We start from the raw sequence: 21,483 nt of genomic DNA, 5'->3' as shown, positions 1-21,483 counted from the left end.
CCACGCCGTCCGCGAGCGGCGGCAAGAAGAGCGCCGGGAGCGCCGGCCTTTTCTTGCGCCGTACGTTTAATTGTGGAGTATGAACGAAGGTTTCCGTGTGCGAAGATAAAGCTATTATTGATTAATCACTTATTTTCCTGTAAAGCGCGAATCGTATCCGTGATTCCTTGCTCGAAGGGCGTTGAACGTATCGGTCCGATCAGACGTTTGTATTTATCCCCGCTCAAGACCACCGGTTCTACGGTCAAATAGAGCATTTCCACCACTTCCTTCATAACCGGCACACTCATTCCGAGCAGAGATAGGCCGATTTTTCCGAGAGGAATCACCGGCTTACTACTTCCGCTGGCCTTCCGGGCGATTCGCACGATGTCTTTGCCCGAGATTAAGCCCGCGCCCGGAATATGCCAATTCTGTCCGTAGGCATCGTCCCGGCCGGCGGCTTCCACGATCATGAACGCCGCGTCCGGCAAGTAAACGAACTCCCGGGGAACACGCATGGTGCCGATGAAAAACGCCATCTTGCCGGCAGCGATCGCTTTGAGCGTTGAGCCCAGATAAGACGCTTCATTCGCCGTGGGGCCGTAATAATCCGGCAAGCGGGCAATCAGCACTTTGGCTCTTTTCCACCGGCCGTCAAACAGCATTTTTTCGAAGGCAAGTCTGGTCTTACCCTTTTTCGTATGCGGCTGCTTCGGATGCTCTTCGGTTGCTCTGGCCATCCGGCTTCTCCCATAAGGATAGATACCATCGATGGCGACGACCTTCAGGCCCAACCGCTCGGCTGCCTCCATGACCGACTCGCCCAAAGGAATCAGCTTGTTTGCCATCTCGTGGTACGGCACGTTCGCAGCGTGGAACAGGACGTCGGCGTCTTCCGCAGCGGAAACGATGTCTTCCGGCCGGAACGCATCGCCAACGGCAATCGTCAAATGCTCCGGCTGTCCCAATTTAGTCTTCAGTTGCTCCAGCTTTTGCCGGGATCGCCCGAAAGCTACGGTCCGAATCCCCCGCTTGACCAATTCCTCCGTGATCGACGCCCCCGTGCCTCCCGTTGCTCCTACCACAATCGCTTTTTTCATCAGGATCACCTCATAATGAATTTTGTTATTGATCAATCACTAACTTTGAAATCAATATATCACTTTGTTATTGATTGGTCAATTACTATTTTGAGCGAAGTTCATCCGGACGATCTGGACGCGCTTTTGAGCCGGGTTGTTCAACGATTTATATTCCTCCGAGGAAAGTCAAACTCAATGGACAAGGGATGCGCAAAAAGCAAATTTAAAAAGGCTTAACCTAATAATTGGCGCTTGCCAGGGAAGGCCGGTGGGTTGGTTGGCAGATCAACATCCGCTGTCCGGGCGCTTTGCACGATTATCCCGTTTGATCCGGAAGCAGAGAGGAAGTTAATTTCAGGAGAAGAAAATAGGTTTGGGAGCAGCAGACATGGTCGAGATCGTTAGTTCGAGATCATTAGTTCGAGATCATTAGTTCCAGATCGTTAGACAGATTTGTGAGAAGGAGGTTTAGGAGAAGTGAAGCAGACCTAACGGGAGGAATGGGGCCAGACACCGAAAAAAATGAAAGGACCGTGATTAGCCCCCCCTCTACCCTCTGAACAAAAGGGATAATCGTGCAAAACAGCATGCAAGGATACCTAGACACAAACGCTATAATTTATTTATCAATTACTGATTATCGGTTTTGAGCCTTAAAAAAATAACCCTAACCTCAGAGCTTCCGCCCCAGGGTCAGGGTGATCGGCAGGCTGTTATTCCTGCGCTTTACTCTGCATGATGCTTTCCGCAATCGCTGCGAGGTCTTCTTTTGTCAGCGAGTTTTTCTTATAAATGGCAATCTCGTATTCCAGTTGGTTTTCCGTATCCTCACATTTTAGCTTGGTGGAGTATAGGGCGTCCGAATTGGTGGAGTATAAGGCTTCGATCCCGCCGATGTTGAGCTTTTCAAATTTTTCGCCTTTCCCCGGCACCCGTGTGACTTCCGTAATTAGCGGATACGTTTTTTGGGAACTGATCCGGATGATGTCCGAATCTTTGGAGAAGATGAGCGCCGCTTCTTCGGCTTCGCTCCATTTCAGCTTTTTGGCGTAATATTTCTTACCTTTGGCCTCTGCTTTAAGTTCCTTTAACATCTTTTGATACGGTTCGCTACGAAAAGAATAATATGGAGGTATGATTTCGCCGGTCTGAAAAGCATAACCTTCCGGGAGCCATTCCGGCTGCTTTAATTCCGGCGCTTTGTATTGGGCCAATAGCTTCGTAAATTCGTCGTAATCCGCACTGGTTATGGCGAGATAGCTGAAAGACAACGAATCGTCAGTCCCATCATACAGCACGAATAAATCGCCCGGTTTTTTATCTTTGGAATGGACGATGTCCATCGCCTCTTTTTTCTGAATCTCCAGCGTGTTCTTCTTGGAAGCCGCCTGTGTCTTCGGCGATTTCTGCGCCGCGGCGGCGGCGTCGGCGGTAAAGCCGCTTGCCGAGCTAAACACCAGCAGGACGCTTGCGGCGGCAATGATCGTTTTTTTCGTAAGGTTCATGGATAAGTCTCCTTTCGGCCAGTCAGGCACTTGATTTTGTTTACTTGTATAACACCTGAACCGCTTGAAAAGGGACACCTGGAAAAGATTATTTCACCATGCTCCCGGCGATGCGGGTAAATTCGGATTTGGACAGGGTGCTGCCCGGATTATCGTATATGGAATAATAAACCTCCGCCTGCTCATCAAGCCATTCCAATTTATGCTTGTAGTAAACTTCATCCGCCGCTGCTTCCGACGCCTCCATATAAACCATCTCCTGCCCGTCTGCCGTCAGTTTCTCGACGGACACGCCCTTGGGATGCAAGGATACTACCGAGGACGGATGTTTTTCCTGTACGTAGGCGGTGATATGGATCGTATCCTCTCCGTTGGAATAGCTGACATTTGCGCTGTCCGCTTTGCTCCAGGACAGCGGTTTGATGAACAATTTGGCGCCGCTGGAAGAGGATTTCGCCATGCGGATAAATTCCGGCTCCAGCTTTTTCAGCTGATCCCAACTGGATTCCCTTTCCGCCATACTAGGAAATATTTCCCCTGCTGTAAACACAAACCCTTTTGGCAAATATTTAGGTTCAGGAGGCAACGGGCCGGCGGTGACTTCAAGCTGCTTCTTCAATGCCGCATAACTGCCATACACTATCGGTTTATATTCGGTTTTGACCTTGTTAAGCTTATCATAAGCATTCAGCGTCTCGTCATGAACGTAGTAAGCCGCCAGTTCCCCAGGTTTGAGCTGTGACTGAACACGCTCTTGGTATGCAGACAGCAGCTTCGTATAGGTCTTGGCATGCGGAGTGTACTTGTCTTCTTTAATTTCCTTCGTTTCAACAATCACTTCACCTTTGGAGTTCAAAATTTGCACATACCGGGACGCCGCATAACCAGTTAAGGAAGTCAGCACAAGAACGAGGCAGGCGATCATCACAATGGCTCCTGTCCGGCGCCAAGCCGTTTTGTTGCCGCTTTTCCGTTCATGAATTTCCCGAACCCGGTCCATCACGCTCAGACGCACATCGAGGGTATCCGGCTCCTCTTTGGCGAGAAGTTCCTTTAGCGTTTCATCTTGAAGTATGGATCTGGCCTTTCGCATAGCCCGCTCCCCCCTTCCGCTCCATCAGCTTCTGCAGCTTCAGCTTCAATCGGCCGTATTTTTTCTTTACCGCTTCCGCGCTTTTCCCTGAGATTTCACCAATCTCGGCAAAAGATTTCTCCTCAAGCACGCGCAATATTAGCAAACTGCGTTCCTCCGCGCTTAAAGAAGTGATGGCGGACGAAAGCGGCTCCCCGAATAACCGGCTGGTGATCGTTTGCTCCGCGCTTTCGGCTACCGTATCCTGCAGGAACCAGCGCTGGAATTTACGCTGGACGCCGCGTTTGCGGAGCAAATTCAAACAATGGTAATGCGCGATCCTGTATAACCAGGATGAGAAGCTGTCGGTCGGCTCATACATGTCTATTTTTTCGAACGCTTTGACCAAAATGTCCTGCACCGCATCCTCCGCCTCTTGCCGGTTTCCCAGCATACGGCTGCAATACCGGTACATTGGAGTCTGGAATGCTTCAACGATATGTACATACTTATTGATTTCGCCCGCTTTGACTTCCATGGCGCATTTTTCCACAAACCCCATTAAGCTGCATTCCTCCTCTCCTACTGTATAACACTTAAGCGGCAGCAAAAGGGACACTTTATAAAAAAAAGAACAAGCCCCCCGGGGAGCTTCTTCCCTTAAGGGCTTGTTCCGTTCCTACGACCTTTACACGGCAATCGCTGCATCACACGCAAAATTCCCGAATAATCTGTGCCTTGATCTCTTCAATAGGAAACTGCTCCGGATAGGTGGAGATCATCAACATAATGCCTTGAAGCACAGAGGAAAAATACAATGACCGTTTTCTCGGCTCTTTGACCCCCAAGTTTTGGAACATCTCACATTGCAAGTTGAACTGTCTAGCGCTTTCCTCGATCAATCGTTTACTGTATTTTACCAATACTGCGTCGGATTCAGGTTGTGTCTGCAAATGAAGATAAAACCGGAATACCTCCGGTTTTTCCTTGACATTATCGAGCGCTCCTTCTGCAATATGTTTAAGCTGCTCGGAAGGTGTCTCCTTAGAAGCCGCAGCATCCATGACCTCAACCAATTCATGGATTCTGGCCTCCACCATGGTCGCAAGCAGTTCTTCTTTCCCTTTGTAATAATTATAAAGCAGACCTTTGGATACGCCCGCATGTTTGGCTACATCGTCAATGGACGTAGCATGATATCCCCGCTTCATGAACAACTCCATAGCGGTTATAAGAATTTTCTCTTTGGAAAACTGACGAATGCGCTCATTTTCCTCCGGTGTGCGCGGCATGACTCTCCCCTCCCAAAAAACGGATGATTTGGCGGCACAGTTCATCAGGATGGGTTAATGTAACCATATGATCCGCACCGGGGATCGTAATCCTGTGAAAATCGGGGATTTCCCCGTAATATTCAGCCACACGAAGGTTATCCGGCAGTTCTTCGTCGCCGATCACAAGCATTGTCCTTCCCCTCATGTCCCCCAACCTTTCAATAGCCGGCGGCTCTGGCCATACCGATTCAAAGCTGCCCCATTCCGTCATCTTCTGCAAATGATGCCGGAACATGTCAAGCATCAATTCCCAATGCGGGCTGGATTTAATGATGCGATATGACGGAGCATCGAATGAAAGCTCAATGACCTTATCAAGGTCCGGAAAGGCCGCATTGATCCGCATCATCCATTCCTGAAATTCCTGAGATAATTGAAAACCCGACAGTGAGGGACCGACAAGAACGAGTTCCGATACCCGGTCGGGATGTTCCAGCGCAAAATCTGCGGCGATCTGACCGCCCATCGAATGACCGACCAACGCTGCTTGCCTGATCTCCAGATGATCGAGCAGAGCCAGCAAGTCTGCAACATAGTTAGCCGGTTCTGCTGGCGATGGAGACTTCCCGGCGCCGCGACCGTCAAAAGCAACTACCTTATAATGCTTTGCCAAAAGAGGCGCGACATAAGTCCAATCCCGCAAATCCGCACCGCCACTGTGAAGGAGCACAACCGGCTTTCCACTCCCGCTGATCTCGTAATATAAATCCACTTGCAATCCCTCCATCTCCAAATGAGACTACCTTACAAAGTGATTTTATTATAGGGTGAACGTTCAGTCAATATAAAATCCAAATTCATTTTTTTCAAATTGCTATTTATGTCAAGCTTAAACCTTCCCCTTCACATTTGAACAATTTCCTAACTTTAGTACAATAGAAAAGTAGGCTGCTTTTTGGAAAGCTGTTAGGGATTGAGGATGCCTATTAAACTTTCATGAATGGGAGAGTGCGGCAAATGTATACAACTATCAAAGGGTTTCTTAACGATTGGGAGCAGGAAGCATCACTTACGCTGCAAGTATTGGACAAACTGACAGATGCTTCGTTGAATCAGGCGGTGTCTGACGCACAGCCGCGTACGCTCGGCGATATCGCCTGGCATGTCACTCAGAGCGTCAGCGTATTTTTTAACCAGATCGGGCTGCAGCAGGAGATTCCCACACCGGTAAGCGGTTCCGCGTCGGCCATCGCAGAGGCCTACCGCCGTGCAAGCGAATCGGCAATTGCGGAAATAAGCGCAAACTGGGCGGATAAGGACGACAAGCTGCAAGAGCCGATTAAGCTGTTTGGCTTCATGGACACCACCGTGGCCGGTGTATTGAAAACGCTCGTTCGCCATCAAATTCACCACCGCGCTCAAATCACGATATTGATGCGTCAGGCGGGACTGGCGGCACCGGGCGTATACGGACCGAATGAGGAAGAAACAGCGGCGATGAAGGCGGCAAGGACCCAGTCTTAACAAGGAATGATAAACCCTCGTTCCTAGAAATGGAGAACGAGGGTTTTAAAGTTGCGGTTCCTTACGCAATCAAGATAAATTCGCATCAACATAATCCGCCTATTCCGCTCCTCAACAGCGGCCAAAATGAATGCGCGGCAACCAAGGTAAAGCTGCTGCCATACATCTTCGCTTGCCGACGCTTCCTGCTCTACTTTTTCGGCAACCTCTCGCTGGACATCTTCAAGTACGACTCGAACCATTTCCTTCTTGCTGCGAAAATGATGACAAACCGCTCCCCGCGTCAAATTCGCTTCATAAACGATCGACTCATAATGCAGTTCTCCATTTATAAAGCATTCTCATCCCCCTTATTCTTATAGCTCTTCAGCATATTGACTGATGAAATCATTGCTCGGAGGAATGACGGTTATGATATCAATCAATATCCCATTAGGATTGGAAGTCATGAAATGCCGTTCCCAAAATCCTCACTCCGGATATCGAGCTCCGGGGGGAAGCTTGGCTTCGCGAATAAAACGTTCATATTCCGCATCAACAAGTTAAGGATCAGCCCTTTCACCTTTGTCCGATACGCTTCGGGAATTGTAGGGTGGCTGGCGTCGAGAATCGCCAACACGAACGGCAAGTTCGTGCCGGGCTTTTAAAGCTGATAAACCAGTCCGCCTTAAAAACCTTCTCAAATCCAAAATGCAATTCCCGAAGCTACATATTTTCGCAGCTTCTTCAAGCGAGGCCGTCATTCTAACGGTTGCCACAACCGCTATTTGTTCCAAAAACGTTGATTTCAAATTCTAACGGTTGCCATGGCGCTTATTTCACTTAAACCCGGCCAATTTTGCTTAGATTCAGGTAAATAACGGCGAACACAACCGTTAGAATTTAGAAAAGGGCTTTTTTCGTAAAATAGCAACTGCTGCAACCGTTAGAGTTCCGCGGGAGATCGTATCGGTACGAAAACTTGAATTTCAGAGGGAAGTCTGGAAAGTATTAGGGCTACAATTGTCTTATGCAAGGGTTAACTCTAAACGAATGCGCTCCCTCATACTACTTCATCGTAAGAACGACTTTACCATAACCGTGTCCGGACTCGATTTCCCGGTGGGCGTTCGCGGCTTCTTCGAGCGGAAACGCTTTACGGATGGGGATGCGAAGCTTCCCCTGAACATATAGGTCGACAAGCTCGGCCAGGCGTTCCTTGGATCGCTGACTGCGGATAACACGCACGCCAAGCCGTTCCCCCGACTCGAATGAAACGATCGTGCCGATGCGGTGCTTGTCGATCCCAATCGCCAAAGAGCTGCGCAGCGCATCTTCGCCGGCCGCGTCCAAGGCGGCATCCACCCCATTGGGGGCAAGAGCGCGGACGTTTTGCACGAGTTCGTTCCCATAAGCGACGGGGATCGCGCCAAGCGAACGGAGATAATCGTGGTTGCGCAAGCTGGCGGTGCCGATGACGTTGGCTCCCCAAGCTTTGGCCAACTGCACCGCGAAGGTGCCTACCCCGCCGGCCGCGGCGTGAATCAATACCGTGTCGCCCGGGCCGACGCCCAGCTCCTTAAGCGCCGTGTGAGCGGTTTGACCCGACGCCGGCAAGCCGCCCGCTTCTTCCCAGGGCATTTCGTTTGGTTTACGCACGATCTGATCGGCAGAAACGACCACGAACTCGGCATAACAGGCCAGCAGCGCCCAACCCAAAACTTCATCTCCGGCGAAAAAATCCGCAACGCCCTCCCCAACCTGATCGACGATGCCGGCAAACTCGTTGCCTAAAATTTGCGGGAAGCTGATCTGAAGTCCCGGCGGCGCCCATCCGCTGCCGCGAACCGAACAATCGAACGGCTGAACGCCGGCGGCTCTTACCCTTACCCGAACTTGACCTTTACCGGCTTTAGGGTTCTCCAGTTCCCTAACCTTCAGCACTTCCGGCGGCCCAAACGAAGCAATCGCCGCAGCTTTCATGCCCTCTCCCCCCCTCTTGCCGAACCGTTCTCAAGACCCGGTTCCATTTGATTAACTGACTGAGCATTTCGCCCGCCATTCCATCGTTCACCTCCCGTCCGGGACCCGGACGTATTGTCAGTGTCCGTATCTATGGCTATTGTAAAAGTTTTATTATATATTGAATAATATATATTTCCTTATCTTTTTATATAGTTGAATGTATGAATATGAGGTGTAGATTATGGAACTTTTGCAGCTGCAGTATTTCCGGACCGTCGCCCGTCTTGAGCATATGACGAAAGCCGCAGAGGAAATCCGCATAGCCCAGCCCGCACTGAGCCAAACGATCGCGCGGCTGGAGGCCGATTTGGGGGTTCCTTTGTTCGACCGTAATGGAAGGCATATTAAGCTAAACGGATATGGGGAGGCCTTTTTGAAAAAGATTGAACCTGCCCTTGCTCTGATCGAAGAGGGACGCGCGGAGGTTGCGGATTTGGCCGGTTTGGAATGCGGCCGCGTCTTTCTGTCGACCACGACGCACAAATGTTTTACCGACGTCATCGGCTCGTTTATCTTCCGGCATCCCAAAGCCAGACTACAGATCACCCAGGCCTCGACCCTGGATAAAATCAAGCAATTGCGAAGCGGGGACATCGATTTTTGCATCACCTTCCCTCCGCTGCAGGAAGAAGGCATTGAAGGGATTTCGTTCCTCACCGAAAACATCAACATCGCCGTGCCTTTGGCGCATCGTTTGGCCAATCGGTCAAGCATCGACTTAAGCGAGCTGGCGGACGATCCGTTTATTTGCATTCATGCGCAAAATCCTTTTCGGCAGATGACCGACGCTTTTTGCGAGCAGGCCGGCTTCGCTCCGAATGTGGTTTGCGAGGTCGATGAATTATCCGGAGTCATTCATTTTTTGCGCACCGGGATTGGCGTCGCCTTCTTGCCGGAAACCCTTTTTGAAGGTCAGGAAATGGGCTTTCGGCTGATCCGTATCGAAACCCCCGACTGCCGGCGCACGTATCAAATCGCCTGGCTGAAGGACCGCTACCTTTCCGTTGCCGCGCGCACGTTCCGGGATTATGTCGTCGATTACTTTCAGGAGCAGCCCAAACAATATAAGATTTAGCGGTTAGCGGCTGCATTCTAAATCAACTCTCGCCAGCCTCATTTTCCCCCTCCTCAGAAAGCAAAAAAGGACAGCCCTCTTTATGGAGAACTGTCCTTTCTCGCATTTGCGCCAAGTGATGCAATAACGTCGTTTAGTAGGTTAACTCTTCCAAATACCCCAGGATAATGGCTCCGATTAGAAGCATAATTATTCCAAAGGCTATGCCCCAACCAGAGGTTCCACCCTTTTGTTGAATTAGATTACGGCGAATTTCCGGATTTGCATGCAATAAAAGGATGTGATCAATCTCTTTTTTGGCTTTGCGGTAATACAATTTATTTCCGAATATTCCGTTTAAGATAAAGATTGTTGTAAACGCATACCTAAGCGAGAAGCCCAATAACAGTTCAAACAATCCCAACACGACGGTGATTCCTATGTATATCGCGCATTCGGCATACATTTTTCGATAACCGAACCATACAGGCGAAAAAAGAAAAGCCGGCCAATTCCATTTAGAATCTTTACGCCATTTTTCAATATATTTATCGCCGTGGGTATACAACCTTAACCATTCAAGTTCAGGCACATCATTAGGGTTTGATTGGTAATTTTTCCAAGTGGGGGCTTGAAGTTGATACATTAGCCCTTGATGCGTTTGTTGTTGATTTATGTGTTGTTGATTTATTTGTTGTTGATTTATTTGTTGTTGATTTGCCTTCTGCCGATAAGCTTGTTGCTCCAAAGGTTTCCCACAGTTTTCACAAAAGCGGGCTGTCGTACTTGTACGCTGTCCGCATGAAGAACAATACCTAGCTTCCAAATAAATTCTCCTTCCTCCGTCATTATGTCTCCCATTTACAAGTTCATATTCCTAACAAACTTTTTTAGAAATAGTCTATATGAACTATAGTCATATTCTACTACAAAATGGGAGAGTGTCACTATGAATCATAGCAGCAGTTGTAATGGAGCCGCCCCACTCGAGCGTACCTGCTGCCTACTGCAGCTTTCTTGGTCCATTGTTGAATGAAATTGTTGTAAAATGTACAATTACTAATCCGGGAATGCTGCCACAGCGCTTGTTTAAGTGTAAAACCTGCAATTACCCCGCTATCTTTTAAGATGAGGCAAAGAAACGAGGAAATAACTGTATGAAATGCAATTAATGATTGGGTAAATGGATATAAAGGTAGTTGTATGATTTGCAATTAATGGTCAGAGTAGGGCCAATTAAAGAACATTTGTGTCCGCCATCCGGCTAGCCAATTAAGCCAATTTGGGCTCTGTGAAAGTTGATTTTTTTCTCGCCTACCATGCGCGGACTCTTAGATCAGATTAATTTCCGGTGTCACGCTTACATGTTTTTTCCGCATTATTTCACATATTTCAACGATACAAGATGATTTATTCCGTTCTTTGGGGCTAGGCTTTTTCGGAATAATAGAGTCGATGATATAATGATTGCTGAACCAACCTAAGGAGCCTGTAAACAAATGGACACAACAAACCAATCATACTACCGAGCCATCCTGGCCGCTTATCCGCTGCCCTCCATCCTACGGATCGAAGAGCGCGACAGCGGCATGAACAACACCACCCGCTACGCCGTCCTTGAGGACGGACAGGTTCAGGTTCTGCGCGTTTATGAGAACCATCGTTCAGGCCTAAAGCTGGCGGCCGAACACGAGCTGCTGCTCCTGCTAGCGCGGCAAGCGCTGCCGTTTCAAATCCCTTGCCCGCTTCATACCAAACAAGGCGGGACCTGGACGACCGCGCCGGACGGAAAGCTGGCGGCCGTGTTCGCGTACTTGCCCGGCGCGAAACCGGCGGCCGGCCGCCACGACTTGTCTTACGCCTACGGGCGTGCCGTCGGCGAGCTCACGTTGGCCATGGAGGAGCTGCAGCCTGCAGCCGACCCCGCTTATCCGCCTTACGATGAGCTGCTCGGCCCGGACACGGTAAAAGCGGCACTAAGCGCCCGCCGCCTCTATAACACGGATCCTGCTCTCTCCGCGCTGGCCGGAGATGCCGGCTTCCTGCTGGACATCCTGGATTCGTTGTCCGGCCAGGCCGACTCGATCCGCCGCTTGGAGCGGCAATGGATTCATGGCGACTTCTCGCACTCCAACGTCCTCGTGGAAGGTGGGGAAATCCGCGCCGTACTTGACTTCGAGTTCGCCACCCGCGATCTCCGGGCGATGGAACTCGCCGTCTGCCTGGCTGAGCAACTCTCCGCTCCCGGCGGCCTCTCGAGAACCGTCGCGAAGGAAATGCTGGCCGGCTACCGCAGCGTGCGCACGCTTGCGGCGGAGGAGTTGGAACGGCTGCCCGAACTGCTCCAGCTCCGCAAGCTGGACGTCTTCCTGCACTTCCTGCACCGCTATCAGGCCGGACTCGATCCGGCTTCGGTCCTTCAGGACCAGACGCGAAAATCCGCGGCCGTATGCCGTTTTATCGGCTGGCATGCCGATTGGATCCGCAGCCTGTGACCGGAAATATGAAAAAAAGAAACCTTCGGACTTCACTTGCGATCCGCAGGTTTCTTTTTTGTTATTCTACTTTTTTTCCCGGATAACCAACAAAACACCAACTAAAATCAAAACTGAACCGGCCCAAAAGGCTCCGCCTATGCTTTCTCCCAACAAAAGCCATCCGAGCATGTTCCGACTAGCGGTTGAAAAAAGAAAAAACAACCCTCCGCTTGAAGCCTTCAGCATTTGTAAGCCGCGATTCCAGAGCACAAACGCACACGCGGTTGAAATAATCCCCAAGTATAACACCCCGCCCCAAATGCTGGCGGCTATTGCCAAATATATAGAACCCAACAAAGTGTTTTTCAATTTTTGCACCCTATAACAATCGACTCGAAGTACCCTGATCGTTTTCCCACTCGGGGTTAAGAATACCACATTCCAATTCGTGGAATATCCTCTCCTCCATCCTCTTGCTTAGCTGCAAATACTTGTCCGAAAGCGGATGATTATATCCGAGGTAATGGCTGATTCGGCCGGTTAGCGAATCATCCTGGTGCTCGGTGCTCCATTCAAACAACTGGGTGTATAGCTGCGGTAATTCCTCTTGAGCTCCATGAACAAACCGAAGCGGGCTTAGTGGACTGCCCAGCTTAAGCTCGAGCAAATCATGCAGTACGAGCAGTTTATGCTCTATAAGTTGCTGATCCTCTCCCCATTCATTTTTCTCATGTTCCAGCGGGGCGGATCTCTTAATATCCGAGATAAGTTCATGGAAGCACAGCTTCACCATCTGCATGGATACGTAAGCCCACCAATGACTCCCGGTCCCGATACCGTAAAGCTCCCACCCCGGGTTCCACAAGATCTGTTTAATGCACTCCCGCTGACTTTCCCCATACGCGGCAATGCCTATGAGGAGTCCGGCATTACAATCCGTTGAAGCCCGATCTCCCCAAGCAAGCAGCCTCGGAACGATGTCAGAACCGCTGAACTTAAAGCAAAGCGCCGGCAAAAATTCAGGGAATAACGGCTGCGAGTATACTTTCTCCAGTTCATTTCTTATCCGTTCCTCATGAAGCTGTCGCGTAGGAAGGTGCATCAGCCCAAGACATGCATCCTTGGATAGATACCAGTTGTCTATCCCGATGCAGTCTACCATATAGTCTGTGTATTTCTCATAGCCCATATAGCCCAACACGTGTAAAATATCGCTAGGCATATCCGGCTTAATTTTATTTTCAGACATATCATTTGTCCCGCTCAAACGCTCCCTTGTTTGCCCGGCTTGGCCGCTAGCGCATCCCAGACGCTCATCAGCTCTGTAATGGCTGCGTCAATAACCTCGTGAGGAACGCCGTCCCGGGCTTGCGTGGAAATTCCTCGTAAAAATGTTTCAAATAAAATAACCACCATGGAGGTATCCGTGAATTTGGGCAACTCCCCGTTGGCCACGGCCCGTTCTATACAATCGTTCAGCCAACCGCGGACCCGCTCCCTTTCCTTGGCCAGCATCTCTCTGATGTGTTTTTGCTCGGGGGAACAGTTTACGGCGGACAAAACCAGCAGACAACCCCGAGGATGGGAATTCTCCGTCTGCATTCGCGCCGATTGCCGCAATCCCAGCTCCATGGCCTCTTTCGCTGATATGCTCGTATCCCTGAAAATTTCCGAAACATGTCCATAAGTCGATATATATCGATCCACCGCTTCGCGGAATAGCGCTTCCTTGGACTCGAACGCCGCGTAAAAACTCGCCGCCGATATATTTCCCATCCCCGCCCGCAACTGAGCCAGTGAAGTGGATTCATAGCCATATTCCCAGAACATAAGCATGGCGGCAGCCACTGCCTCGTCACGATTAAATGCGCGTGGACGTCCCGTTCGTGGCATAAGATGACCCCCCTTATTATTTTTATACTAATCGATCCACAACTCCTTGACAAGGGAGCCTGCCCAAACTTAATATATGGAATGATCAATCCGTAATTTAATTCAGCTTAACGAAGAAACTAAATGCTTCAATACTTCTGACAAGGATGTGTTGATAGATGATCAACTTTAGAAACGAAACCTATCGCTGTACCTCGGAAATTGTACTCAGTTTAATCAGCGGGAAATGGAAAATCGCCATTTTGAACCACTTAGCCAAAGGCCCGGTACGGTATAATGAACTACGGCGGCTGCTCCCTGAAGCGACCCAGCGCATGCTTACGATGCAGCTCAAGATGCTGGAAAGCGATGGGCTCATTATCCGCAAGGTTTATCCGGTTTCACCGCCAAAAGTGGAATATGATTTGTCCGAGCTTGGCAAACAATTGGCTCCCATGCTTTTGATGTTATGCGATTTTGGCACCACCTATATCGAGAGCTTTCCCGATGAAGTATCGTACACCAATCATAAGCACGCTTAAGGAAAATACGCGGTTAAAGGGCACCCCTTAACCGCGTATTCCGTGATCACAAGCTTCCTTCGTGTATTGGCCGCCCAGCCCTTGCTCCGCTTTAGAAGCGCTGCGAGCAAGACTTACAGCACTAAAAATTGCGTTCCAAACCCCTTGCCGGAAACATATGCCGCTTCCAGTTCCTCCCGATCCCCTCTGTCCAATAAAACCACATTTTCGGGATACAGCTTCCCTAACAAAGCCCATAACACCAGTTCATTTCCGCCGGTTGGAATAAAATGAATGCCGTCGGTGTTCGTCACCAGACCGGAATGCGAGAGAATGTCTGCCGCAAGGTGCCGGCTGAGGGAGTTTCGCTTCGCGGCTGCGGTATCGGGATTGTCGCTCCCATGCGGACGATATAAAAACCGCTGTCCCCGAAAAAGCTGGCCGAGATCTACCGCAAACTCGCGGCCTTCCATTTTCAAGCTGAACCGCAGAGTTGTTCGATCGTCTCTCCTATTTGGCAACAACCGGGCGATGGCTGGTTCATCGTAATGCTCCCCGGAATAAGCAAGCCCTTCCTCCTTGTTTACCGGTGTCCCCTTTCCCGCCTCGTTGCGCGGCGCGGCATAATAATCTTCATATTCATAGTCGAAGGAGACCGCGGCCAACTCTTGTGTTTCATCCGCCCCATCTGCCGCTATGGTTTGTACCGGATGCCATTTCAGCAGATAGCGCGCCGCCGTCCCGGCCTGCTCTCCCAAACCCGCCGGCAAGACGGTTCCCAGACGATATTGGAAGCCGTAACCGGCTTTGGTTAACCCTGAACTGACCACACTTTGCGCATACTGGACCATCGATTTGTGCGTCAACTTTTTCCCCAGTAATTGCGTTAAAAAAATCTCCCGGGCCGGCTCCAGAAAACGCAGCCCTTTGAACTCCGCGTACTCCTTGACCTCGAACGGAACCTCCTCCCAATTGGCGAACGGAAGCAAGGCATCCCGCAGCAAAACGAATTGGTGCAGGTATTCATTATAAATCTGCATGACCCTTGGGCCGCCGAAGGGGCCCCAAACCTGAGCAATCGCCTCCGGGATCAAGGCATGACCGTAACAATGGCTTCTAAATTCCAGCTTTCCGAGCGTTTCCGGCCCATACTTGGCGAGCGTCTTTTTCCCGGCATTTATCTCCCGGGCCCAGCTTACCAATTGCTCGCCGATGCGCACCGCTTGAGCCGTAATCTCGGCGCCGGCTTTATCCTCAAGCGCCAATGGCCCCAGCGGCAAAGATGACACGCGTCCGGAAATCGCCAAATTGGCCTGAAGGCTGTCTAGCAGCACCGCGGGATCGCTGTTCACCGGTTCGCCAAGCTGTACCAGCATCGCCTCGAGCATTTTATCGAGCTCCATAACGATCTCTTTCGCCCGATATATTCCCGCGGGCAAATTCCAATCCAAAGCCGCGTTTACGCCCTGTCTGATGGAGTCGCCGGGAAATTTGCCAATGAGCGGCTCAATATCGATAACCTTCCCCCATACGATTCGCTTATCATTCAAAGTAAGTTGATATTCCTGCATACTTTCGCACCTCACCTATATGTTTTTAAACGACCGTCGCACTCGGGTGAATTTTGGATCGACCGTTCTATATGTAGGTTATCAGGTTGCCCTGTGCTTGAATAGTACGCACTTTTTTGTATGATCCGATCATTTTTGTAAGGTAGGATACATTTTGATACTGCTCCCGATAGGTTTGGCAGCTTATCTATCTTCGCAATTCAACTTGTTGTTAATGCAAAATCATTTAAACAACTCCAGATATTCTTTGGCCGCTTTGGACAAGTACCCGCTGCTGCGGTAAAAGACGAATGGCTCGGAGCAAAGCGGACTGTCGGTGATCTGCAAAACTTTGTAGTTGCCCGGCGGGCTTAAGTCCAAAACGGATTTAGGAAGCAATGCCGCCCCGAAACCGCCGGTAACCATACTGAGCAGCATCGCCGAATCATGGCATTCACATAAAATGCGCGGAACCTCCCCCAGATCGGCAAAACACTTCATAATCCGCCCGTACATCCCATCACTGCTGGCAGAGCGCAGCACAATCAACGGCAGATCGGCAATTCGTTGAAACCCAGCCGCTTCCCGCTCACGGTCTGCCAAGCTCCAATGCTTGGGAATCACCAGCACAAAGGGGTCCGGCGGCAAGCGAAACGAGCTCAGGCCCTTTACTGGAACCGGACTGCTGCTAATCGCGATTTCTATCTCCCTGTTCTCTATCAATTCTCCCAGGCGGACCGCGTCCCCTTCCCAGACTTTATACTGCATATCGGGGTATTTTGCGCGCATGCGCCTCATCTTGGACAGCATTAATGACGCACAGTACAGACTTGAACCGACAGAAATGAATCCGTGCGCCTCCTTGCTCATTTCCTGCATTTCCGTGACCAGCTCGGAGAAACTGGCGAGCAATTGCTTGGCGTTTTTATAGAACACTTCCCCTTCAGGAGTCAGGCTCACCTTCCGTTTATGCCGTTCAACCAACAATACGCCGAGCTCGTCCTCCATCCCCTTAAGCTGCTTGCTGAGCGGCGGCTGCGCCATATGCAGCCTTCTTGCCGCTGCCGTAATTTTGCCTTCCTCCGCGATCGCCACAAAGTATTTCAGCTGTCTGATATCCATATAAGGCCGCCTCCAATCCATATATAGCCAAAAAGTATGGACAACATAGCCAACAGATATTTTAACTATACTAACTCCCGCTCTACACTTTGTATGTAAGAAATTTAATAAACAACCAATCCATCTTAAGGAGGGAAACCGCTTTATGGCGTATCAAGATCTCAGGGAATTTCTAAGTGCACTTGAACAGGAAGGGCAGTTGCTGAACATTGAAGAAGAAGTTAAACCCGAACCCGACATTGGAGCGGCCGGACGCGCTGCGGCTAATTTAGGGGGAAGCTCGCCGGCGCTTTTGTTCAAAAACATTTACGGTTATCACAACGCACGCATTGCGATGAACATGATCGGCTCCTGGGAAAATCATGCGCTGATGCTCGGACTGCCGAAAAACACGCCGGTCAAAGAACAGTTTTTTGAATTCGCCCGCAGATTCGCCAAGTTTCCGGTTGCCGTAAGACGCGAGACTAAAGCGCCGTTCCAGGAAAACCAAATCACCGAAGATATCAATCTGTTTGAGCTATTTCCTTTGTTCCGGCTGAACCGGGGAGACGGCGGATTTTACATCGATAAAGCTGTCGTAGTCTCGCGGGACCAATACGATCCTGAACATTTCGGCAAGCAAAATGCCGGCGTTTACCGCCTTCAGGTAAAAAACAAGGATGCCTTGGGCATTCAGCCGGTAGCTCAGCACGACATTGCCGTTCACCTCCGTCAGGCGGAAGAAACAGGGCAAAATCTCAAAGTGGCGATCGCGCTGGGATGCGAACCGGTGATTACCACCGTGGCAGGCTCGCCGATTCTGTACGACCAGTCCGAATACGAAATGGCCGGAGCGATCCAGGAGGCGCCTTATCCGATTGTCCGTCTGGAGCATGGAAACCTGGATGTGCCTTGGGGAGCCGAGATTGTGCTGGAAGGGGAAATCGTCTCCCGCTACCGGGAGTTTGAAGGTCCGTTCGGCGAGTTCACCGGGCATTATTCCGGAGGCCGCGCGATGCCGGTCATTAAAATTTCAAAAGTTTACCACCGTACCAACCCGATTTTTGAACACCTGTATCTCGGCATGCCTTGGACGGAAATTGATTATATGATGGCGATCAACACCTGCGTTCCTTTATACCAGCAACTGAAAGACGCCTATCCCGAGGAAATCGTGGCGGTAAATGCGATGTATACACACGGGCTGCTGGCCGTGATCTCCACCAAAACCCGTTACGGCGGATTTGCCAAAGCCGTGGGCATGCGCGCGCTGACAACACCGCACGGACTGGGTTACTGCAAAGTCATCATCGTCGTCGATGAGGATGTCGATCCGTTTAATCTGCCGCAGGTCATGTGGGCCATCTCCACGAAAATGAACCCGAAATACGACGCCGTTGTCCTACCGAACTTGTCCGTTCTGCCGCTTGATCCGGGTTCCGACCCCGCCGGCATCACCGATAAACTGATTATCGATGCGACCACGCCGAAAGCGCCGGAAACGCGAGGCCATTATTCGCAGCCGCTTGATGCTCCGATCGATACTGACGTATGGGAGAAAAAACTGGCTGAACTGCTCAGACAGAAATAACCGTGCGACTCATTTCCATTCAACAAAGGAGTGTATATCTATGAAAACCTGTCCGCGCTGCAATTCAGAGAAAGCGTTCGTGCTCGCGAGTTCGCCGGTAAAAGGAGCCTGGGAACTCTATCATTGCCCGGTATGCCTGTTTATCTGGCGGTCTACAGAACCGGAGTCGATCACGGACCCGCAAAAATATAACCCGTCTTTTAAAGTCGATCCTACGGATATCCCCAAAGCCGCTCATGTTCCGGTGATTCCGCCGCTGAGAAGAAACTAGGACTAATATTTTAGATTAAATATCCCTATTGAAAAATATGGCAGATCATGAAATCATTTAATATAACCTATTTTTTATGGTTGCCTAAGGAGGGAATGATGATGACAAAAGTAAAATTCCGCTGGAAAACAAGTGTGCCGGCTCTCGCCTTAATGTTAAGTTTAATCGGGTTTGCCCTGCCTGCTTCCGCGGCCTGGGAAGATACGTACAGCGGTTACGCGACCTACACGGGCTCCGGTTATTCAGGCGGCGCCGCTTTGCTTGACCCGATTCCGGCGGATATGGAAATCACGGCTTTAAATCCGGCACAGTATAACTATGGAGGCATCAACGCCGCACTCGCCGGGGCTTACCTTGAAGTAGAGGGACCGCTCGGTAAGACTACGGTTTACGTCACCGACTTGTACCCTGAAGGAGCCAGCGGTGCTTTGGACTTATCTCCTAACGCATTTGCCAAAATCGGAAATAGGATCGACGGGAAAATTAATATCAAGTGGAAAGTGGTTGAAGCGCCGATTACCGGAAACGTCCAGTACCGGATTAAAGAAGGCAGCAGCCAGTGGTGGGCGGCCATTCAGGTCAGAAACCACAAATACCCGGTATTAAAAATGGAAGTGCTGCAAAACGGGACCTGGGTCAATCTCGAAAAGCAACCTTACAATCATTTTCTGGGAACCGGCCTGGGTACGAAAGACCTGACCATACGCATCACCGATATCAAAGGGCAAACTTTGACCGACACGATCCCCGCCCTGCCAGAAAACGGCACCGGTCAAGCTTACATCGTCCCGGGACATGTCCAATTTACGGGTACCTATTAACTGAACTTTCGCAGAGCCAAAATCGGCTTAACCTGGACAATACGGCTAACCCCAAGTCGATACGGTTTTCAGACCAGCGAGAGGTAGAAGGGCAAAGACATTGACGCGGCTAGCTTTCCGCTTCTTGTGTTTCTTGTCCCACCATAGACTCATGCGTCTACTTATGTGCCAATCCACCTGACCTCCTTTATGATTTTTATACTAATCGATCACAACTCCTTGACAAGGGAGCCTGCCTGGGACGCTTTATATTGTTACGGGAGCGGAATATCTAAAACCTATTTGGGATGATGTGGACTTTTCTGGAGACTAATCTCTGATTTTCGCCACACAAAGGCCTTACGGTCGTTTGTGTGGCTTTTTTGCGTCCAACAAAGAAGGAAAATCATGAAATTTTGGCACTATGCATTGATTATCTTTTTAGGCGGTTGCTGTTATGGGATATTGTCCACTTTTGTCAAATTGGCGTATGCGGCAGGTTTCACAGTGTCGGCAGTAACCGGTGGACAGTATTTCTTCGGAGTTATGCTGGCTTGGCTTGTCGTTTTATTTACCAAAAGGAGAAAACTGACGCGTATACAAATATTGAAGCTAATCTTATCCGGAGTTCCGTTCGGGTTAACGGGCTTATTTTATTATCAAGCCTTTCAAACATTAAACGCTTCTCTGGCCATCGTTTTTTTGTTCCAATTTGTTTGGATCGGTGCCCTCCTGGAGTGGGTGTTCCATAAGAAAAAGCCGACAAAGCGTAAGCTTATTTCCATTGGGCTGCTTCTGGTCGGTTCCGTTTTGGCGGCCAATCTCCTGTTTCAGGAACGCCTGGCGTTGTCGTGGCAGGGAAGCATTTGGGGAATGCTTCGTTTTATTGGACTTGGATGTTTTAATGGGGTTGATCCCCTATGGATTAGTTCTGGGAGTATTCGGGGTTGTCCTTCCTCCCCTTTTGTTTTCAATCGGCATGCCGCATGTTGGTTCAGGATTAGGAACCATTTTCTACTTGATGTTCCAGCCTGCTGCTTGCCTTTGCACGATTATTCCTTTCGTTCAGGGAACAGAGGAAGGAGGCTAGAGCAAGGGTTCCAAAAAAAGTGAGAAGAAAAAGAGAGGGGAAAATGAGGCGGTTCAGGTGAGATTTTCGGCTTGATAAGGGAACGGATCTTCAGCCATTTAGCAGCCGTTCCTTGATCTCTTGTCCGGTCTGTTCCCCCCTCCCCTAAACCTGATTTCTTCTCCTAAGCCCGTCGAAATTATCTCGAACCTACTGCTTCTCCACAAATATTTTTCTCCCGAGCTTGTCTTTCTCTCTGCTACCTGAGCAAACGGGATAATCGTGCAAAGTCTCCGGACGCGAGTGTTGATCTACCGCGCCCCCCCCATGCCTCAAGCTTTCAACGCCCTTCCGCGTTTCTTGTCACTCTTAATTCTTTAAATACCTTCAGCTCAGGGACTCAAGCTGATTTTGCTCTGCGAAAGTTGAGTTTATAAATTCAAGCGAGCCCATGGCATAACCTAGGACTCGCTTGACAAAAAAACTGCCGGTAAACCGATAAAACTGCGAAGGACCATCGCAACAAACTTCTCGGACGGTATCGCCAATATGTACAAATTGTAAATAATTAACTTGAGCAATATGTTGCTTAAAGAATAAGAAAACAGCCTAAAATAGTAATGATGATGAAAAAGGTCGCATAATGATAATTATCCGACGAAAGACATGGGTAAAAATGTAGAAAAAAATAAAATTTTGCGGAGTACTTAATCAAATTATAGGCCAAATAGCAC

19 protein-coding genes and 2 pseudogenes are annotated in these 21,483 nt (G+C 49.8%); 8 read left to right on the top strand and 13 right to left on the bottom strand.

Annotation, left to right across the window (positions count from 1 at the left end):
* Positions 1–125: 125 nt before the first annotated feature.
* The 6 genes from NYE69_RS18360 to NYE69_RS18335 all read right to left on the bottom strand — a co-directional run bounded on the left by NYE69_RS18360 (position 126) and on the right by NYE69_RS18335 (position 5,687).
* Positions 126–1,082 (bottom strand): SDR family NAD(P)-dependent oxidoreductase, encoded by a 957-nt coding sequence (locus NYE69_RS18360; RefSeq protein WP_340927332.1) that lies wholly within the window; start codon positions 1,080–1,082, stop codon positions 126–128.
* A gap of 695 nt (positions 1,083–1,777) precedes the next feature.
* On the bottom strand, positions 1,778–2,569 hold the full coding sequence (locus NYE69_RS18355; protein ID WP_340927331.1) for a hypothetical protein: 792 nt from the start codon (positions 2,567–2,569) through the stop codon (positions 1,778–1,780).
* A gap of 88 nt (positions 2,570–2,657) precedes the next feature.
* Complete coding sequence (locus NYE69_RS18350; protein ID WP_326045328.1) at positions 2,658–3,662, bottom strand: DUF4367 domain-containing protein; 1,005 nt, start codon at positions 3,660–3,662, stop codon at positions 2,658–2,660.
* A complete protein-coding gene (locus NYE69_RS18345) occupies positions 3,631–4,203 on the bottom strand; it encodes an RNA polymerase sigma factor (protein WP_340927329.1) in 573 nt (190 codons plus the stop codon). The genes NYE69_RS18350 and NYE69_RS18345 overlap by 32 nt, the downstream gene beginning before the upstream one ends.
* Positions 4,204–4,348: 145 nt before the next feature.
* Positions 4,349–4,933 (bottom strand): TetR/AcrR family transcriptional regulator, encoded by a 585-nt coding sequence (locus NYE69_RS18340; protein WP_326045326.1) that lies wholly within the window; start codon positions 4,931–4,933, stop codon positions 4,349–4,351.
* On the bottom strand, positions 4,908–5,687 hold the full coding sequence (locus NYE69_RS18335) for an alpha/beta fold hydrolase (RefSeq protein ID WP_326045325.1): 780 nt from the start codon (positions 5,685–5,687) through the stop codon (positions 4,908–4,910). Before NYE69_RS18335 ends, NYE69_RS18340 begins: the two co-directional genes overlap by 26 nt.
* A gap of 245 nt (positions 5,688–5,932) precedes the next feature.
* On the opposite strand from NYE69_RS18335, the gene NYE69_RS18330 reads away from it, so the two are divergent.
* Positions 5,933–6,439 (top strand): DinB family protein, encoded by a 507-nt coding sequence (locus NYE69_RS18330; protein WP_326045324.1) that lies wholly within the window; start codon positions 5,933–5,935, stop codon positions 6,437–6,439.
* Between the two features lie 1,047 nt (positions 6,440–7,486).
* On the opposite strand, the gene NYE69_RS18325 is transcribed toward NYE69_RS18330, so the two are convergent.
* Positions 7,487–8,401 (bottom strand): NADP-dependent oxidoreductase, encoded by a 915-nt coding sequence (locus tag NYE69_RS18325; protein WP_340927327.1) that lies wholly within the window; start codon positions 8,399–8,401, stop codon positions 7,487–7,489.
* A 223-nt stretch (positions 8,402–8,624) separates the two neighbouring features.
* On the opposite strand from NYE69_RS18325, the gene NYE69_RS18320 reads away from it, so the two are divergent.
* Positions 8,625–9,518: a LysR family transcriptional regulator gene (locus NYE69_RS18320; protein ID WP_340927325.1), complete on the top strand. Its 894-nt coding sequence runs from the start codon at positions 8,625–8,627 to the stop codon at positions 9,516–9,518.
* A gap of 133 nt (positions 9,519–9,651) precedes the next feature.
* Here the strand turns inward: NYE69_RS18320 and NYE69_RS18315 are convergent, their stop codons facing one another.
* Positions 9,652–10,323, bottom strand: a complete 672-nt coding sequence (locus NYE69_RS18315; protein WP_340927324.1) for a DUF2628 domain-containing protein — start codon at positions 10,321–10,323, stop codon at positions 9,652–9,654.
* Between the two features lie 673 nt (positions 10,324–10,996).
* Here NYE69_RS18315 and NYE69_RS18310 point away from each other — a divergent pair.
* Positions 10,997–11,992: a phosphotransferase gene (locus NYE69_RS18310; protein ID WP_340927323.1), complete on the top strand. Its 996-nt coding sequence runs from the start codon at positions 10,997–10,999 to the stop codon at positions 11,990–11,992.
* Positions 11,993–12,058: 66 nt separating this feature from the next.
* Here the strand turns inward: NYE69_RS18310 and NYE69_RS18305 are convergent.
* The 3 genes and pseudogenes from NYE69_RS18305 to NYE69_RS18295 all read right to left on the bottom strand — a co-directional run.
* Positions 12,059–12,295 (bottom strand): annotated as a pseudogene (locus tag NYE69_RS18305) (EamA family transporter); the annotation flags it as partial.
* 58 nt (positions 12,296–12,353) lie between these two features.
* Positions 12,354–13,223, bottom strand: a complete 870-nt coding sequence (locus NYE69_RS18300; protein ID WP_340927322.1) for a hypothetical protein — start codon at positions 13,221–13,223, stop codon at positions 12,354–12,356.
* Between the two features lie 14 nt (positions 13,224–13,237).
* Positions 13,238–13,867, bottom strand: coding sequence for a TetR/AcrR family transcriptional regulator (locus tag NYE69_RS18295; RefSeq protein ID WP_328272946.1), 630 nt, complete (start codon positions 13,865–13,867; stop codon positions 13,238–13,240).
* Between the two features lie 158 nt (positions 13,868–14,025).
* Between NYE69_RS18295 and NYE69_RS18290 the strand changes: the two genes are divergently transcribed.
* Positions 14,026–14,388 (top strand): winged helix-turn-helix transcriptional regulator, encoded by a 363-nt coding sequence (locus tag NYE69_RS18290; protein ID WP_326043920.1) that lies wholly within the window; start codon positions 14,026–14,028, stop codon positions 14,386–14,388.
* A gap of 113 nt (positions 14,389–14,501) precedes the next feature.
* Here NYE69_RS18290 and NYE69_RS18285 read toward each other — a convergent pair whose 3' ends face one another.
* Positions 14,502–15,938, bottom strand: a complete 1,437-nt coding sequence (locus NYE69_RS18285) for a hypothetical protein (protein WP_326043921.1) — start codon at positions 15,936–15,938, stop codon at positions 14,502–14,504.
* Positions 15,939–16,160: 222 nt separating this feature from the next.
* The gene (locus NYE69_RS18280) at positions 16,161–17,039 is read right to left on the bottom strand and encodes a LysR family transcriptional regulator (RefSeq protein WP_326043922.1); all 879 of its coding nucleotides are present in this window, start codon (positions 17,037–17,039) and stop codon (positions 16,161–16,163) included.
* Between the two features lie 145 nt (positions 17,040–17,184).
* Between NYE69_RS18280 and NYE69_RS18275 the strand changes: the two genes are divergently transcribed.
* The 4 genes and pseudogenes from NYE69_RS18275 to NYE69_RS18260 form a co-directional block, all read left to right on the top strand.
* A complete protein-coding gene (locus tag NYE69_RS18275; protein ID WP_326043923.1) occupies positions 17,185–18,609 on the top strand; it encodes a non-oxidative hydroxyarylic acid decarboxylases subunit C in 1,425 nt (474 codons plus the stop codon).
* Between the two features lie 40 nt (positions 18,610–18,649).
* Positions 18,650–18,880 carry a non-oxidative hydroxyarylic acid decarboxylases subunit D gene (locus NYE69_RS18270; RefSeq protein WP_326043924.1) on the top strand — a complete coding sequence of 77 codons (231 nt, stop codon included), beginning with the start codon at positions 18,650–18,652 and terminating at the stop codon, positions 18,878–18,880.
* A 98-nt stretch (positions 18,881–18,978) separates the two neighbouring features.
* Positions 18,979–19,701: an expansin EXLX1 family cellulose-binding protein gene (locus tag NYE69_RS18265; protein WP_411831143.1), complete on the top strand. Its 723-nt coding sequence runs from the start codon at positions 18,979–18,981 to the stop codon at positions 19,699–19,701.
* A gap of 387 nt (positions 19,702–20,088) precedes the next feature.
* A pseudogene (locus NYE69_RS18260) lies at positions 20,089–20,719 on the top strand (EamA family transporter); the annotation flags it as partial.
* Positions 20,720–21,483 lie beyond the last annotated feature (764 nt).

This window comes from Paenibacillus sp. FSL R5-0527 (assembly GCF_038008055.1).
Lineage (GTDB): Bacteria > Bacillota > Bacilli > Paenibacillales > Paenibacillaceae > Fontibacillus > Fontibacillus macerans.
Note: the sequence above shows the minus strand (reverse complement) of the source record. Positions and strands in the feature narration are given on the sequence as shown.